Here is a 16,429-nt window from a genome sequence, read left to right as displayed (position 1 = left end):
TTAGCGGGCCGCGCTGATCAGTACCGACCCACCGGTCGAACCGTGTGGTCGGCATCGGCGCGGCGTCCCCTCCTGTGCGAGGGGATTTTTCGTTTCCTGAGTGTCACAGCCGCAGGCAGCCGCAGGCAGAGACGATCGATGGAGCTTTGAGGATCATGAGCGAGACGAACCCCGCTGCCACCGCCGAGGTGGCCGCGCCGCACCGCTACACGGCCGCCATGGCAGCCGAGATCGAGGCACGCTGGCAGGACTTCTGGGACGCCGACGGCACCTACGCGGCGCCGAACCCCAAGGGTGATCTGGCCGGCGACCCCGAGCTGGCGGCCCGGCCCAAGAAGTTCATCATGGACATGTTCCCCTATCCCTCGGGCGCGGGCCTGCACGTCGGTCACCCCCTGGGCTACATCGCCACCGACGTCTACGCCCGGTTCCAGCGGATGACCGGCCACAACGTCCTGCACACCCTGGGCTTCGACGCCTTCGGCCTGCCCGCCGAGCAGTACGCCGTGCAGACCGGCACGCACCCGCGCGTGTCCACCGAGGCGAACATCGAGAACATGAAGGCCCAGCTGCGCCGGCTGGGTCTGGGCCACGACAAGCGCCGGTCGTTCGCGACGATCGACCCGGAGTACTACAAGTGGACCCAGTGGATCTTCCTGCAGATCTTCAACTCCTGGTACGACGACGAGGCCGGTGCGGCGCGCCCGATCTCCGAGCTGGTCGCCCGGTTCGAGTCCGGTGAGCGCGCGGTGCCCGGAGGGCGCCCCTGGAACGAGCTGAGCGCCGTCGAGCGCGCCGAGGTCCTGGGCGAGTACCGCCTGGCCTACGCCTCCGACGCCCCGGTCAACTGGTGCCCCGGGCTGGGCACCGTGCTGGCCAACGAGGAGGTCACCGCCGACGGCCGCTCCGAGCGCGGCAACTACCCGGTCTTCAAGGCCAAGCTGCGCCAGTGGAACATGCGCATCACCGCCTACGCCGACCGGCTGCTGGAGGACCTGGAGGCGCTGGACTGGCCCGAGGCCATCAAGCTGCAGCAGCGCAACTGGATCGGCCGCTCCGAGGGCGCCCGCGTCGACTTCCCGATCGACGGCGAGCGCATCACCGTCTTCACCACCCGCCCCGACACCCTGTTCGGCGCGACCTACATGGTGCTGGCCCCCGAGCACCCGCTGGTCGAGAAGTTCACCCCGCAGGCCTGGCCCGAGGGCACCCACCAGGTGTGGACCGGCGGCCACGCCACCCCCGCCGAGGCCGTCGCCGCCTACCGCGCGCAGGCCGCCTCCAAGTCGGACGTCGAGCGGCAGGCCGAGGCCAAGGACAAGACCGGCGTCTTCATCGGCGCGTACGCCACCAACCCGGTCAACGGCGAGCAGGTCCCCGTCTTCATCGCCGACTACGTCCTGATGGGCTACGGCACCGGCGCGATCATGGCCGTCCCGGCGGGCGACCAGCGCGACTTCGAGTTCGCGCGCGCCTTCGAACTGCCGATCCACTGCGTCGTCGAGCCCACCGACGGCCGCGGCACGGACACCTCCACCTGGGAGGACGCCTTCGGGTCGTACGAGGCGAAGATCATCAACTCCGCCAACGACGACATCTCCCTGGACGGCCTGGGCGTCACCGAGGCCAAGGCCCGCATCACCGACTGGCTGGAGCGCCGGGGCATCGGCGAGGGCACCGTCAACTTCCGTCTGCGCGACTGGCTGTTCAGTCGCCAGCGCTACTGGGGCGAGCCCTTCCCGATCGTCTACGACGAGGACGGCGTCGCCCACGCGCTGCCCGAGTCGATGCTGCCGCTGGAGCTGCCCGAGGTCGAGGACTACAGCCCGCGCACCTTCGACCCGGACGACGCCGACACGCAGCCCGAGACCCCGCTGTCGCGCAACGAGGACTGGGTCAACGTCACCCTGGACCTGGGCGACGGGCCGAAGAAGTACCGCCGCGAGACCAACACCATGCCCAACTGGGCCGGCTCCTGCTGGTACGAGTTCCGCTACCTGGACCCGCACAACGACCGGCAGCTGGTCGACCCCGAGATCGAGCGGTACTGGATGGGCCCGCGCGAGGGCCTGCCGCACGGCGGTGTCGACCTGTACGTCGGCGGCGCCGAGCACGCCGTGCTGCACCTGCTGTACGCGCGCTTCTGGTCCAAGGTCCTGTTCGACCTGGGGCACGTCTCCTCCGCGGAGCCGTTCCACAAGCTGTTCAACCAGGGCATGATCCAGGCCTACGTCTACCGCGACAGCCGTGGCATCGCCGTGCCGGCCGCCGAGGTCGAGGAGCGGGACGGCGAGTACCACCACCAGGGCGAGAAGGTCACCCGCCTGCTGGGCAAGATGGGCAAGTCCCTGAAGAACGCGGTGACTCCGGACGAGATCGCCGCCGAGTACGGCGCCGACACGCTGCGCCTGTACGAGATGGCGATGGGCCCGCTGGACGTGTCGCGGCCGTGGGACACGCGCGCGGTGGTCGGCCAGTTCCGGCTGCTGCAGCGGCTGTGGCGCAACATCGTCGACGAGAACACCGGCGAGGTCACCGTCACCGACGCCGAGCCGGGCGAGGAGACGCTGCGTGCCCTGCACAAGGCGATCGACGGCGTGCGCCAGGACCTGGAGGGCCTGCGCTTCAACACGGCCATCGCCAAGGTGACCGAGCTGAACAACCACCTGACCAAGGCCGGTGGCGAGCTGTCCCGCTCGGTCGCCGAACCGCTGGTGCTGCTGGTCGCCCCGCTGGCCCCGCACGTCGCCGAGGAGCTGTGGCGCAAGCTGGGCCACACCGACTCGGTCGTCCACCGGGACTTCCCGGTCGCCGACCCGCGGTACGTGGTGGACGAGACCGTGACCTGCGTCGTGCAGGTCAAGGGCAAGGTCAAGGCCCGTCTGGAGGTGTCGCCGGCCATCTCCGACGAGGAGCTGGAGAAGGCGGCGCTGGCGGACGAGAAGGTCGTCGCCGCGCTGGACGGCGCGGCGATCCGCAAGGTGATCGTGCGCGCGCCGAAGCTGGTGAACATCGTTCCGGCGTGACCGTGCGGCCGTGTGAACGCGGCGGGGCCGGGGGATCGGACACCTCGGGGTAGTCCCCTACGGGCAGGTTCGGGGTTTCACCGGAACCCCGGACCTGCCCGCTGCGTTTACCGTGGAGAGCACAGCGGCGAACGCCGCACCGGGCTGAGGAGGAGCGGCATGGAAACAGTGATCACCGTGTTCGCCCTGCTGTTCCTGGTCTTCATCGGGCTCGGCGCGTACGCGACCGTCAAGGCGGTCGGCGCGGCCAAGCGCGGCGTGGACCGCACGATCGCGCAGGCCCGCCGCACCGTGGAGGACCACACCCTGCGGGCCAAATCCATCGCCCAGGTCGGCCCGGCCGGCGAGATCGCCCAGCTGCGGCTCGCGCTGCGCAGCTCGATGCGCGCCACCCAGGAAGCGCTGCACGCGGGCGTGGCCGAGGACGAGTCGCTCCGCGAGTCGCTCGGCCTCTTCCAGCGGCTCAGCGCGCACGGACAGGAGCTGGACGCCGACCTCAAGCGCCTGGAGTCCGAGCCGGACCGGACGACACTCGCCGCGCACCTGCCCGAACTGCGCCGCCGCACGGAGCGAGTCACCCGCTCCGCGGACTCGCTCCGCTGGGCGGCCCGCGACCGGGCCCACCGCTTCGCCGAGGACGACCTGGACGCGCTCAGCGCCCAGATCGACGTCGAGACGGGCGCCCTGCGGCACTGGACGCAGACCGAACCGCAGCAGGCGCCGCCGTGGCCGGACGCCCCCGCCGCCGACGGCACCACCGGCCGGCAGCCCGGGACCGACCCGCGAGCACCCCGTTCCGCCGAGGCACCGGCCCCGGCCGCGCTCACCCCGCCCGCACCGCGCCAGGCCTACCCCTGGCAGAAGAAACCGCGCCCGGAGAGCACCACTTGACCGGACCGCTCCGGGACCGGCGGACAGGGGCCGGTCTGCCGTACGGGCACCATGGCGGGTAACCTCCAGCTCATGTCCCGCCATGTCGCGATCGTCACCGATTCAACGGCCTACCTGCCGCCACGGACGATGGAGCGCCACGGCATCACCGCGGTACCCCTGACCGTCGTACTCGGCGACCAGGCGCTCGAAGAGGGCACCGAGATCTCGACCCGCTCCCTCGCCCAGGCCCTGCAGAAGCGCCGCCCGGTCACCACCTCCCGGCCCAGCCCGCAGATGTTCGCGGAGACCTACCGCAAGGTCGCCGCGTCCGGCGCGAGCGCCATCGTCTCCCTGCACCTGTCCGCCGAGCTGTCGGGCACCTACGACGCCGCGGTCCTCGCCGCGCGCGAGGCGCCGGTCCCGGTGCGGGTGCTGGACACCGGGATGATCGCGATGGCCCTGGGGTTCTGCGCCCTGGCCGCCGCCGAGACGGCGGAGGGGGGCGGCACCGTGGACGAGGCCGTCACCGCCGCCGAGAAGCGGGCGTCCGGGACCTCCGCCTACTTCTACGTCGACACCCTCGACTATCTGCGCCGCGGCGGCCGCATCGGCGCCGCGCAGGCACTGTTCGGCTCCGCGCTGGCCGTGAAGCCGCTGCTGCAACTGGCGGGCGGCCGCATCGAACCCCTGGAGAAGGTGCGCACGGCGTCCCGGGCGATCGCCCGCCTCGAGGAGATCGTCGCCGACCGGGCGGGCGGCGCCGAGGTGGACATCGCCGTTCACCATCTCGCCGCGCCCGACCGGGCGTCCGCCCTCGCCGACCGGCTGCGGGCCCGGGTGCCCGGTCTGGCCGACCTGCACGTCAGCGAGGTCGGCGCGGTGATCGGGGCGCACACCGGGCCCGGGCTGCTGGGCGCGGTCGTCTCGCCGCGCTGAGCGGGCGCCGCCCGGCGGCTCGCCGGTGCGGGGCGTGCCCGGGCGGGCGGGATCGCGCGGGATCTCCATCACTCGTGCGAGTGATGGAGATGTCCACAACGGGGCGGCGATCCACGGAAATCGCCCAAGATCATCGCTGATCGGAGAGATGCCCGATCCTCGTCGCATGGCACTTCGATCACGTTCACGCACCGCCACTCCGACCAGCGGACCGGGCCGTGGCCCCGCCTCCGACGGCCGCGTCCGACGCCGCTCCGCCGACCGTCCCCGCACCCGTCACCGCACCCCCGCACCGGCCGAGGAACTGCGCCGCCGCGCGGAACTCCTCTTCGGTGAACGCGCGGTGCACTGGCCGGAGTCGGGTAACGCCCCGCCGGACGGGCCCCCCGCGAACACCGAGAGGATGACGGGGCTCGCGTCCGGACCGCGGCCGCTGAGCACGGCACCCCCTGCTCCGGACGCGATCGCCGAGGCCGCCGTTTTCGGACCCGAGCCGCCCGCCGCGGCCGACGACCCGGACCCGGGCGGCGTCGACGACACACAACCGGCCGACTACCCGGGCCGGTTCGAGCCCGAAGGGCGGCTCCCGCCCACCCTGCGGGAGCGGACCGGGCTCGCTCTGCGGGAGCGGTTACCGGTCTGGCTGCAGACGCGGTGCGGGGTGGAGCGGCGGGGCGTGCTCGCGCTGGCCGTGGTGCTCGTGGCGGCCGCCGTGTTCGCCGTCCAGCACTTCTGGTCGGGACGCACTCAGACGGTGAGCGCTCCTCAGGTGGTGCGCGCCGGGGCGCCGTACGCCGGCAGGGACGAGACCGTGCGGTCCAGCCGGTCCACCGGCGCCTCATCCGCGAACGCCCCCGCCACGGAGGCTTCGACGGGGCCCGCGGCGGAGATCGTCGTGGACGTCGGCGGCAAGGTCCGCAGGCCCGGAGTCCGGCGGCTTCCGGCCGGCTCCCGGGTGGCCGACGCGCTGCGCGCGGCGGGCGGGGTCCGGCCGGGGGTGAGCACCGAGGGACTCAACCGGGCCCGCTTCCTGGTGGACGGCGAACAGGTGCTGGTCGGCGTGGCCGCGGGGACGGCGGCGGCCCCGCCCGGGACGGCCAACGGCGCGGGCGGAGCGGCGGCGGGCGCGGGACCCGCGGCCCCGGTCTCCCTCGGCACGGCGACCGTGGACCAGCTCGACACCCTGCCCGGGGTCGGTCCGGTGCTGGCCCAGCGCATCATCGACTACCGCACCCGGCACGGCGGTTTCCGCTCGGTGGACGAACTGCGCCAGGTCAACGGCATCGGCGACCGCCGGTTCGCCGACCTGCGCGCGCTGGTGCGGCCATGAGCGGGGGAGGAGCCGGGCCGGGACGACCGCGGCCCGCCGGGGAGACCGCCGGGGAGCAGCGCGGGAACGGCCACCCGGGCGGGCCCGAGGCGCCGGCCGACCTGCGCCTGGTGCCGTCCGCCCTCGCCGCCTGGGGGACGGCCGCCGTGGTGCTCGGTGCCTCTGCGGCCTGGAGCGCCGTCCTCGCGGTCGGCTGCGGGCTCGCCGGGGCCGCCCTGCTGGCGGCGCGGTGCCGGTCCGCTCCCGGCCGGTTCGCCCGGTCCCGTGCCCCGGTCGCCGCCGTGCTCCTGTGCGTGGCCGCGGCCGCCGCATCCGCCGGACTGCACGGGGCGGACGTACGGCGGGGCCCGGTGCCGGAGTCGGCGCGGCGGTTCGCCACCGTGACCGCCGAGGTCGAGCTGAGCGGCGACCCCTGGCTCAGCAGACCACGGGTGCGGGGCGACCACGCGGCGCCCGTGGCGGTACTGGCCCGGGCGGAGGTGCGGCGCGTCGAGCGGGACGACGGGAGGACCGTGCGGACGCGGAGCCCCGTCCTGATGGTCGTGGACCGGGACGTCCCGGCGCCGAGAGCTCCTCCCGGTGCGGACGCGGCCGCCGCCCGGGGGCCGCGCGGGGCGCGCCAGGCCTGGCTGGGGCTGCTGCCGTCCACCCGGCTGCGGGTGGCCGCCCGGCTGGCGCCCGCCCTGACGGACGGGGACCGCACCGCGGCCGTGCTGCGCGTACGCGGCGATCCGGAGCCGGAGATCGTGGCGGGGCCGAACGGTCCGCAGCGGCTGGCGGGCCGGCTCAGGGCCGGGCTGCGCGAGGCGACCGGGGAACTGCCCGCGGACGCCCGGGCGCTGCTGCCCGGGCTGGTCGTCGGCGACACCTCACGGATCACGCCTGAACTCGACGAGGCCTTCAAGGAGACGGATCTCGCGCACACGCTCGCCGTCTCCGGCAGCAACCTCACGATCCTGCTCGCCCTGCTCCTCGGGCCGCCGGGCCTCGCCCAGCGCGCCGAGCGCCGTGGACTCGCCCCCCGCCTGGGGCTTCCGCTGCGGGCGACCGCGCTGCTCGCCGCGGCGCTCACGCTCGGTTTCGTGATCGTGTGCCGGCCCGACCCCAGCGTCCTGCGGGCCGCGGCCTGCGGCACGGTCGCCCTGCTCGCCCTGGCGACCGGACGCCGCAGATCCATGATCCCGGCCCTGGCCACCGCCGTGCTGCTGCTGGTGCTGTACGACCCGTGGCTGGCCCGCAGCTACGGGTTCCTGCTCTCCGTGCTGGCCACCGGAGCGCTGCTGGTGACGGCGCCCGCCTGGAGCGAAGCGCTGCGGCGGCGCGGGGTGCCTGCCCGGCTCGCCGAGGCGCTGGCCGCGGCCGCCGCCGCGCAGGCCCTGTGCGCGCCGGTCGTGGCGCTGCTGTCGGCCCGGGTGAGCCTGGTGGCGGTGCCCTGCAATCTGCTCGCCGAGGTGGCGGTCGCCCCGGCCACGGTGCTGGGGTTCGCGGCGCTGGCCGTCGCACCGGTGGCGATGCCCGCGGCCAAGGCGCTGGCGTGGTGCGCCGGCTGGCCCGCGGGCTGGATCGCGAAGATCGCCCGGACCGGCGCGGCGCTGCCCGGCGCGGGAGTGGACTGGCCGGCGAGCCTGCCGGGGGCGCTGCTGCTCGCGGCGGTCACCGTGGCCGTCGTGGCGGCCGGGCGGAGGCTGCCGCGGCACCCCGGGTGGTGCGCCGCGCTGGCCGCGCTGCTCCTGCTGGCGGTGGTCCGGCCGGCACCGCTGACCCGGGTGATCACGGGCTGGCCGCCCCCGGGCTGGCGGTACGCCATGTGCGACGTCGGGCAGGGGGACGCCACCGTGCTCGCGGCCGGTGCCGGGACCGCGGTGGTGGTGGACGCCGGACCCGATCCGGAGCCGGTGGACCACTGCCTGCGGGCACTCGGCGTGACGCGGGTGCCGCTGCTGGTCCTGACCCATTTCCACGCCGACCACGTCACGGGTCTGCCCGGTGTGCTGCGGGGCCGTTCGGTGGCCGCGATCGAGACCACGGACTACCAGGAACCGGCAGACCAGGCCGAGTTCGTCGGGAAGGAGGCGGCGCGACGGCACATCCCGCTCGTCACGGCGGTGGCGGGGGAGGAGCGGCGCATCGGTGCGCTGAGCTGGCGGGTGCTGTGGCCTCCCGGGGCTCCCGCCCCGGGCCGGACAACGGCACCGGAGCCCGACGGCCCGAACGACGCCAGTGTCGTCCTGCTCGTGCGGTCCGGAGGGCTGCGGCTGCTGCTGCTCGGCGACCTGGAACCCCCGGCCCAGCAGGCCCTGTTGCGGTCACCGGCCGCGGCCGGGATCGCGGGAGTGGACGTGCTGAAGGTGGCCCATCACGGCTCGGCGTACCAGGACCCGGACCTGCTGCGGCTGGCCGCCCCGCGGGTGGCGCTCGTCTCCACCGGCGCCGACAACCCCTACGGCCACCCGGCACCGGTGACCGTGGCCGCGCTGCGGGCCGGCGGGGCGACGGTGCTGCGCACCGACCGGGACGGGGCGGTCGCGGTGGGCGGCGACGGCGGTACGGAAGGGGAGGTGCGGGTGACGCGGGACTGAGCGGCCGGTGTTCGCCCAGACTGGGCACATGAACTCAGCCCAGGCAGACGCCTACCTCCGCCGGATCGGGGCCGCGCGCCCGCAGCAGCCCACCGCCGGGGCACTGCGCGAGTTGCACCTGCGCCATCTGCTGACGGTCCCCTTCGAGAACCTCTCCATCCACCTGGGTGAGGAGATCGTCCTGGAGGAGGAGCGGCTGCTGGACAAGGTGGTCGGACGGCGGCGCGGCGGCTTCTGCTACGAACTGAACGGCGCCTTCGGGGCGTTGCTCGCCGCCCTCGGCTACGAGGTCGCGCTGCTGGCGGGGCGGGTGTACGGGAGCGAAGGGCGCCTCGGCATCCCGTACGACCATCTCGCGCTGCGGGTGCGCGCGGCGGACGGCACCGACTGGCTCGCCGATGTCGGGTTCGGGGCGCACAGCCACTTCCCGCTGGCGCTCGCCGACCGCGGTGAGCAGACGGACCCCGGCGGGACGTTCCGGGTCACGGAGGCCGGTCCGGACCCGGCCGGTGTGACCGGCGCGGCCCCGGACGCGGCCCGGGTGACCGGTGCCGGGGCGGGCTCGGCGGCCGGGGGCGCGGACCTGGACGTGCTGCGGGACGGCGGCCCGCAGTACCGGCTGGAGACGCGGCCGCGGGCGCTCGGGGACTTCACGGGCGGGGCCTGGTGGCACAGCACCTCGCCGCGTTCGCACTTCACCCGGTCCCTGGTGTGCTCACGGGTGACCGAGGACGGCGGACGGATCACCCTCGGCGGACGCGTGCTGACCACCACGTCACCCGGCGGGAGCAAGGAGACACGGGAGCCGGCGACGGACGAGGAGGTGCTGGCGCTTTACCGGGAGGTGTTCGGGATCGAGCTGGCCGCCGTGCCGGCGGTGCGGCAGGGGGACCAGGCGGGCTGACCAGGCGGGCTGACCAGGCGGGCTGGGCAAGGTCGGCCGGACCGGCCCGTGCCCGGTGCCGGACAATGTGTCCGTGAGCGATGTGAGACATGTGCTGGTGCTGCCCGACCGCGACACCGCCGAGGAGGTGGCCGAGGCGCTCGCGGAGCACTTCGGCATCGACGAGGATCCGCGGCCGGTCCGGGACGCGCTGGCCGGGGAGGACGACGCCGAGGACGCCCAGTGGCTGCTGGCGCTGCGCGACGAGGCCGGCCGCCTCGACCCCGCCGAACTGGACGAGTTCGCGGGCCGGTGGGACGGCTGGCGCGAGGAGCCGTGACCCCCGGCCCCGCTCGGGGCGCGGGCCGGGGTCCGGACGGGGGAGGGGCCGGGTTCCGGTCCGGGTGCGCGGGCCGGTCCGCTGTCGGTGCCGCGTGGGATGCTGTAGGCGATGGCCAGAAAGACTGCGAATGACGACCCTCTCGCCCCGGTGACCCTCGCCGTGGGCCAGGAGGACCTGCTGCTCGACCGTGCCGTGCGGGAGGTGGTGGCCGCCGCCCGGGCCGCCGACGCCGACACCGACGTACGGGACCTGACGCCGGACCAGTTGCAGCCCGGCACGCTCGCCGAGCTGACGAGTCCCTCGCTCTTCGCCGAGCGCAAGGTCGTGGTCGTACGCAACGCGCAGGACCTCTCGGCCGACACGGTCAAGGACGTGAAGGCGTACCTCGGATCGCCCGCGGAGGAGATCACCCTCGTGCTGCTGCACGCGGGCGGCGCGAAGGGCAAGGGGCTGCTGGACGCCGCGCGCAAGGCGGGCGCGCGGGAGGTGGCCTGCCCGAAGATGACCAAGCCGGCGGACCGGCTGGCCTTCGTGCGGGGCGAGTTCCGCTCGCTCGGCAGGTCGGCGACGCCGGAGGCCTGCCAGGCGCTCTGCGACGCCATCGGCAGCGATCTGCGGGAGCTGGCCTCCGCGGTGTCGCAGCTCGTCGCCGACGTCGAGGGGACGATCGACGAGGCGGTCGTCGGCCGGTACTACACCGGGCGGGCCGAGGCCTCCAGTTTCACGGTCGCCGACCGGGCCGTGGAGGGACGGACGGCGGAGGCGCTGGAGGCGCTCCGCTGGTCGCTGGCGACCGGCGTGGCCCCGGTGCTCATCACCAGCGCGCTGGCCCAGGGAGTCCGGGCGATCGGCAAGCTCTCCTCGGCGCGCGGCGGCCGGCCGGCGGACCTCGCGCGGGAGCTGGGCATGCCGCCCTGGAAGATCGACCGGGTGCGCCAGCAGATGCGCGGCTGGACACCGGACGGCGTGGCCGTGGCGCTGCGCGCGGTCGCCGAGGCCGACGCGGGCGTGAAGGGCGGCGGTGACGACCCCGAGTACGCGCTGGAGAAGGCGGTCGTGACCATCGCCCGGGCCGCGCGTTCCCGAGGCCGGGGCTGACGACAGGCGCCCACCGTGCCGGAGGGCGGGCCTGATCCAGTCGCCCCGTGGCCGTCGGCGAGGAGAATCGTACGTATCGGCCGTACCTCGCCGACGCACTGGAAGGTGGCGATCGCCATGGCTGAGCACCCCCACGCGACCCTCGTCCGCGAGGTCTACGACGCCTTCCTCCGGGTCGACCTGGATACCCTGCGCGGGCTGATGACGGCGGACGTCACGCACCACGTGCCCGGCAGCCACGCGCTCTCGGGCGACTTCAAGGGCCAGGACGCGGTGATGGGCATGTACCGCAGGCTCTTCCAGGAGACCGGCGGCAGCTTCCGCGCGGAGCTGCGTCACGTGTTCGTCGACGGCCGGGGTCATGCCGTGGCCCTGCACCACATCACCGCCGAGCGGGAGGGCAGGCGCCACCGCGTGGACGGCTGCCTCGTCCTGCGCATCGTCGGCGACAGGATCACCGACATCGACGAGTGCGTCGACGACGTCGACAAGGAGAACGAGTTCTGGGGCTGAGGCCCGGGGCATGCCGAAGGCCCCGCCGCCCGCCCTGGGGAAGGGAGAGCGCCGGGGCCTTCGGATCAGACTCTGGGATCCGCACCCGCGTGGCGAACGCAGGCCGCGTGCGGATCCGGGGTGCCGGACGGGAGCGGATGAGAGAGGGCCCGCTCTGGGTCCTTCCGGCGGTCAGATCAGATCAGAAAGGAGGTTCAGCCCTGGAGGGACGCGACCTTGGAAGCAAGCGCCGACTTCTTGTTGGCGGCCTGGTTCTTGTGGATGACGCCCTTGGAGACGGCCTTGTCGAGCGCACGCGCGGCAGCGCGCTGCAGCTCGGTGGCCTTCTCGGTGTCACCCGCGGCAGCGGCCTCACGGGCCTTGCGGATCGCGGTCTTCAGGGAGGACTTGACGGCCTTGTTGCGCAGCCGAGCCTTCTCGTTGGTCTTGATCCGCTTGATCTGGGACTTGATGTTCGCCACGAAGGAGCCTTTTCAGGTTCTGGTGCGGGGCCGCTCGGGTCCCGTACCGGTGATCCAAAATTTCCTGGACGTGCCTCGCGCTGAGAGGGCATGAGGCACAGCCATCTACAGTACCAGTGGCCCTGCGGGCGGCCCAAAACGGTCCTCGGTCCCTCCGCGTGGGACCATGGAGACTACGTATCGATCCGACCCGAGGCATAAGGCGCCTCAAGAGACAGGACCCTGCGTGCCCGCGACCCCTAACCATGTGCCCGAGCCGAGCCGTACCGCCCCGGCGCTGATCCGCAATTTCTGCATCATCGCGCACATCGACCACGGCAAGTCCACGCTCGCCGACCGGATGCTCCAGCTGACCGGTGTGGTCGAGCAGCGGCAGATGCGTGCTCAGTACCTCGACCGGATGGACATCGAGCGCGAGCGCGGCATCACGATCAAGTCCCAGGCGGTGCGTCTGCCCTGGGCCCCGACCGAGGGCCCCGACCAGGGCACGACCCACATCCTCAACATGATCGACACCCCGGGTCACGTCGACTTCACCTACGAGGTGTCGCGGTCGCTGGCCGCCTGTGAGGGGACCGTCCTCCTCGTCGACGCCGCCCAGGGCATCGAGGCGCAGACCCTCGCCAACCTGTACCTGGCGATGGAGAACGACCTCACGATCATCCCCGTGCTGAACAAGATCGACCTGCCGGCCGCGCAGCCGGAGAAGTTCGCCGAGGAGCTGGCGAACCTGGTCGGCTGCGACCCGGACGACGTGCTCAAGGTCTCCGCCAAGACCGGCCTGGGCGTCGACGCCCTGCTGGACAGGGTCGTCAAGGAGATCCCGGCGCCGGTCGGGGTCGCCGACGCCCCCGCCCGCGCGATGATCTTCGACTCGGTCTACGACTCCTACCGCGGTGTCGTGACGTACGTCCGTGTCATCGACGGCCAGCTCAACAAGCGTGAGCGCATCCGGATGATGTCGACCGGCGCCACGCACGAACTGCTGGAGATCGGGACCAACTCGCCCGAGATGCTCCCCGCCGACGGTCTCGGCGTGGGCGAGGTGGGCTACCTGATCACCGGTGTGAAGGACGTCCGCCAGTCCAAGGTCGGTGACACCGTCACCAGCCAGGCCAAGGGCGCCACGGAGGCGCTCGGCGGCTACAAGGACCCGAAGCCCATGGTGTTCTCGGGCCTGTATCCGCTGGACGGCTCCGACTACCCCGAGCTGCGCGAGGCCCTGGACAAGCTGCAGCTCAACGACGCCGCGCTGGTCTACGAGCCGGAGACGTCCGCCGCCCTCGGCTTCGGTTTCCGCGTCGGCTTCCTCGGCCTGCTGCACCTGGACGTGATCCGGGAGCGGCTGGAGCGCGAGTTCGGTCTCGACCTGATCGCCACCGCCCCCAACGTGGTCTACCGGGTGCTCATGGAGGACGGGACCGAGTACACGGTCACCAACCCGAGCGAGTTCCCCGAAGGCAAGATCAGCGAGGTCTACGAGCCGGTCGTGCGGGCCACCATCCTCGCGCCCACCGAGTTCATCGGCTCGATCATGGAGCTGTGCCAGACCCGGCGCGGCACCCTGCTCGGCATGGACTACCTCTCGGAGGACCGGGTCGAGATCCGCTACACGCTGCCGCTGGCGGAGATCGTCTTCGACTTCTTCGACCAGCTGAAGTCCAAGACCCGCGGCTACGCCTCGCTGGACTACGAGCCCACCGGCGAGCAGACGTCGAGCCTGGTCAAGGTCGACATCCTGCTGCACGGCGACAAGGTGGACGCCTTCTCGGCGATCACCCACAAGGACGCGGCCTACGCGTACGGCGTGCGGCTCGTCGCCAAGCTGCGCGAGCTCATCCCGCGGCAGGCCTTCGAGGTGCCCGTCCAGGCCGCCATCGGCTCCCGGGTCATCGCCCGCGAGACCATCCGCGCCATCCGCAAGGACGTCCTCGCCAAGTGCTACGGCGGTGACATCTCCCGTAAGCGGAAGCTGCTGGAGAAGCAGAAGGAAGGCAAGAAGCGGATGAAGATGGTGGGTTCCGTGGAGGTTCCGCAGGAAGCCTTCATCGCCGTCCTGTCCAGCGATGACAGCGCGGGGTCGGCCAAGGGCAAGAAGTAACCAGGGGTTACAGCCGGTCACGTCCGCAAACCGGACACGGAGGGGCCCGTCGTGCGAAAGTGCGGCGGGCCCCTGTGCGTGTGCGACGTCGCTCTGCGTGGAAAGTGACAGGCCGATGCCCCTTACGCAGCGGCCGGTCGCCCCTTAACCTGATCCCTGCTCGATAGTTACTCGCGAGTTAAACAACGAGTCCCAACCCCACCGTGAGTCAACCCAGCCGCACCTGAGCCAGCCGCACCGTCGCGGGCCCCGGAGGATGTCGTGAGCGACACACAGACCCTGATCGAGAACCGTCCGCCGTCCGTGGCGGCCCTCTTCCTGGAGCGCGTGGCGGCCACACCGGAGGCCGAGGCCTACCGCCATCCCGTGCCCCCGGCCTCCGGGGAGGGCCCCGACGACTGGAAGTCGCTCAGCTGGGGCGAGGCGGCCGAGCGGGTCTACGCCATCGCCGCCGGCCTCATCGAACTGGGCGTCCAGCCGGAGCAGCGTGTCGCCCTCGCCGCCTCCACCCGGGTCGAGTGGATCCTCGCCGACCTCGGCATCATGTGCGCGGGCGGTGCCACCACCACGATCTATCCGCAGACCAACGCCGACGAGTCGGCGTTCATCCTCGCCGACTCCGACAGCCGGGTCCTGATCGCCGAGGACGCGGCCCAGCTCGCCAAGGCCGCGGAGAAGCGCGCCGAGCTGCCCGCGCTGACCAAGGTCGTCGTCATCGACCCGGCCGGCGTCGAGACCAGCGACTGGGTGACCACCCTCACCGAGCTGGAGCAGCGCGGTGCCGCCTACCTGGAGAAGCACCCCGAGCTGATCAAGGAGCGGGTCGGCGCGATCACCAGGGACCAGCTCGCCACCCTGATCTACACCTCCGGCACCACCGGCCGCCCCAAGGGCGTGCGCCTGCCGCACGACAACTGGGCCTACATGGCCAAGGCGATCGCCTCGACCGGCCTGGTCAGCGGTGACGACGTGCAGTACCTGTGGCTGCCGCTGGCGCACGTCTTCGGCAAGGTGCTCACCTCCGGGCAGATCGAGGTCGGGCACGTCACCGCCGTCGACGGACGCGTCGACAAGATCATCGAGAACCTCCCGGTGGTGCGGCCGACGTACATGGCGGCCGTGCCGCGCATCTTCGAGAAGGTCTACAACGGCGTCGCGGCCAAGGCCCGCGAGGGCGGCGCGGCCAAGTACAGGATCTTCCAGTGGGCCTCCGAGGTCGCCCGCGAGTACGCCAAGGTCTCGCAGGACAACTTCCGGCGCACCGGCGCCCACTCGGTGCCGTTCAGCCTGGGCGCCAAGCACAAGGTCGCCGACACCCTCGTCTACGGCAAGCTCCGCGAGGCCTTCGGCGGCCGGCTGCGCGCCTGCGTCTCCGGTGCCTCCGCGCTCGCCCCCGAGATCGGCTTCTTCTTCGCCGGCGCCGGCATCCACATCCTGGAGGGCTACGGCCTCACCGAGTCCTCCGCGGCCTCCTTCGTCAACCCCGGCGAGGCGTACCGCACCGGCACCGTCGGCAAGCCGCTGCCCGGCACCGAGGTCCGCATCGCCGACGACGGCGAGATCCTGCTGCGCGGCCCCGGCATCATGGACGGCTACCACCAGCAGCCCGAGAAGACCGCCGAGGTGCTGGAGTCCGACGGCTGGTTCCACACCGGTGACATCGGCGAGCTGTCCCCCGACGGCTACCTGCGCATCACCGACCGCAAGAAGGACCTCATCAAGACCTCCGGCGGCAAGTACGTCGCGCCGGCCGAGGTCGAGGGCCAGTTCAAGGCGGTGTGCCCCTACGTCTCCAACATCCTGGTGCACGGCGCCGACCGGAACTACTGCACCGCCCTCATCGCCCTCGACGAGATCGCGATCCAGCAGTGGGCCAAGGACAACGGCCTCGACGGCAAGTCGTACGCCGAGGTGGTGGCCGCCCCGCAGACCGTCGAGATGGTCGACGGCTACGTCAAGGAGCTCAACGAGGGCCTGCAGCGCTGGCAGACCATCAAGAAGTTCCGGCTGCTGCCCCGTGATCTCGACGTGGAGCACGGCGAGATCACGCCGAGCCTGAAGCTGAAGCGGCCGGTCGTGGAGCGGGAGTACAAGCACCTCATCGACGAGATGTACGCCGGGACCCGGGAGTCCTGACGCCGTGAAGGGAGGACGGCGGGGGCCCCACCGGCGGTGCGGCCCCCGCCGTCGTTCCGACTGGCTTCGCATCCCGCCCGGAACTGACCGTCTTCCTGCGCCTCGGTAGCACAGTTCCCTTGCGTTGCCGCCCGCTTCGGTCACTCACCG

At 72.7% G+C, this 16,429-nt stretch carries 12 protein-coding genes; 11 read left to right on the top strand and 1 reads right to left on the bottom strand.

What is annotated here, in order from left to right; all coding sequences use genetic code 11:
* Nucleotides 1–155 precede the first annotated feature (155 nt).
* The 9 genes from leuS to ACWCPN_RS01820 all read left to right on the top strand — a co-directional run bounded on the left by leuS (nt 156) and on the right by ACWCPN_RS01820 (nt 11,581).
* Nucleotides 156–3,026, top strand: a complete 2,871-nt coding sequence (leuS, locus tag ACWCPN_RS01860; protein WP_451201799.1) for a leucine--tRNA ligase — start codon at nt 156–158, stop codon at nt 3,024–3,026.
* A gap of 159 nt (nt 3,027–3,185) precedes the next feature.
* A complete protein-coding gene (locus tag ACWCPN_RS01855; RefSeq protein ID WP_451201798.1) occupies nt 3,186–3,917 on the top strand; it encodes a hypothetical protein in 732 nt (243 codons plus the stop codon).
* Nucleotides 3,918–3,989: 72 nt separating this feature from the next.
* A complete protein-coding gene (locus ACWCPN_RS01850) occupies nt 3,990–4,835 on the top strand; it encodes a DegV family protein (protein WP_451201797.1) in 846 nt (281 codons plus the stop codon).
* 166 nt (nt 4,836–5,001) lie between these two features.
* A complete protein-coding gene (locus ACWCPN_RS01845; protein WP_451201796.1) occupies nt 5,002–6,165 on the top strand; it encodes a helix-hairpin-helix domain-containing protein in 1,164 nt (387 codons plus the stop codon).
* A complete protein-coding gene (locus ACWCPN_RS01840) occupies nt 6,162–8,744 on the top strand; it encodes a ComEC/Rec2 family competence protein (protein WP_451201795.1) in 2,583 nt (860 codons plus the stop codon). Before ACWCPN_RS01845 ends, ACWCPN_RS01840 begins: the two co-directional genes overlap by 4 nt.
* A gap of 28 nt (nt 8,745–8,772) precedes the next feature.
* Nucleotides 8,773–9,648 (top strand): arylamine N-acetyltransferase family protein, encoded by an 876-nt coding sequence (locus tag ACWCPN_RS01835; RefSeq protein ID WP_451201793.1) that lies wholly within the window; start codon nt 8,773–8,775, stop codon nt 9,646–9,648.
* Nucleotides 9,649–9,721: 73 nt separating this feature from the next.
* A complete protein-coding gene (locus ACWCPN_RS01830) occupies nt 9,722–9,967 on the top strand; it encodes a hypothetical protein (protein ID WP_199210492.1) in 246 nt (81 codons plus the stop codon).
* A 111-nt stretch (nt 9,968–10,078) separates the two neighbouring features.
* Nucleotides 10,079–11,068: a DNA polymerase III subunit delta gene (holA, locus tag ACWCPN_RS01825; protein ID WP_451201792.1), complete on the top strand. Its 990-nt coding sequence runs from the start codon at nt 10,079–10,081 to the stop codon at nt 11,066–11,068.
* Between the two features lie 117 nt (nt 11,069–11,185).
* On the top strand, nt 11,186–11,581 hold the full coding sequence (locus tag ACWCPN_RS01820; protein ID WP_451201790.1) for a nuclear transport factor 2 family protein: 396 nt from the start codon (nt 11,186–11,188) through the stop codon (nt 11,579–11,581).
* A gap of 194 nt (nt 11,582–11,775) precedes the next feature.
* Here ACWCPN_RS01820 and rpsT read toward each other — a convergent pair whose 3' ends face one another.
* Nucleotides 11,776–12,042, bottom strand: coding sequence for a 30S ribosomal protein S20 (gene rpsT / locus ACWCPN_RS01815; protein ID WP_199210489.1), 267 nt, complete (start codon nt 12,040–12,042; stop codon nt 11,776–11,778).
* A 226-nt stretch (nt 12,043–12,268) separates the two neighbouring features.
* Here rpsT and lepA point away from each other — a divergent pair, with 226 nt between their 5' ends.
* Both lepA and ACWCPN_RS01805 read left to right on the top strand, forming a co-directional pair.
* Nucleotides 12,269–14,143: a translation elongation factor 4 gene (gene lepA / locus ACWCPN_RS01810; RefSeq protein WP_451201789.1), complete on the top strand. Its 1,875-nt coding sequence runs from the start codon at nt 12,269–12,271 to the stop codon at nt 14,141–14,143.
* A gap of 261 nt (nt 14,144–14,404) precedes the next feature.
* Nucleotides 14,405–16,279, top strand: coding sequence for an AMP-dependent synthetase/ligase (locus tag ACWCPN_RS01805; RefSeq protein WP_451201788.1), 1,875 nt, complete (start codon nt 14,405–14,407; stop codon nt 16,277–16,279).
* The last annotated feature ends 150 nt before the right edge of the window (nt 16,280–16,429 follow it).

It is taken from the genome of Streptomyces sp. NPDC002386 (assembly GCF_053593175.1).
Note: the sequence above shows the minus strand (reverse complement) of the source record. Positions and strands in the feature narration are given on the sequence as shown.

What these genes read in the sequence shown, in the direction of transcription:
- leuS (WP_451201799.1), top strand. Translation starts at nt 156, where the DNA reads ATGAGCGAGACGAACCCCGCTGCCACCGCCGAGGTGGCCGCGCCGCAC.
- ACWCPN_RS01855 (WP_451201798.1), top strand. Translation starts at nt 3,186, where the DNA reads ATGGAAACAGTGATCACCGTGTTCGCCCTGCTGTTCCTGGTCTTCATC.
- ACWCPN_RS01850 (WP_451201797.1), top strand. Translation starts at nt 3,990, where the DNA reads ATGTCCCGCCATGTCGCGATCGTCACCGATTCAACGGCCTACCTGCCG.
- ACWCPN_RS01845 (WP_451201796.1), top strand. Translation starts at nt 5,002, where the DNA reads ATGGCACTTCGATCACGTTCACGCACCGCCACTCCGACCAGCGGACCG.
- ACWCPN_RS01840 (WP_451201795.1), top strand. Translation starts at nt 6,162, where the DNA reads ATGAGCGGGGGAGGAGCCGGGCCGGGACGACCGCGGCCCGCCGGGGAG.
- ACWCPN_RS01835 (WP_451201793.1), top strand. Translation starts at nt 8,773, where the DNA reads ATGAACTCAGCCCAGGCAGACGCCTACCTCCGCCGGATCGGGGCCGCG.
- holA (WP_451201792.1), top strand. Translation starts at nt 10,079, where the DNA reads ATGGCCAGAAAGACTGCGAATGACGACCCTCTCGCCCCGGTGACCCTC.
- ACWCPN_RS01820 (WP_451201790.1), top strand. Translation starts at nt 11,186, where the DNA reads ATGGCTGAGCACCCCCACGCGACCCTCGTCCGCGAGGTCTACGACGCC.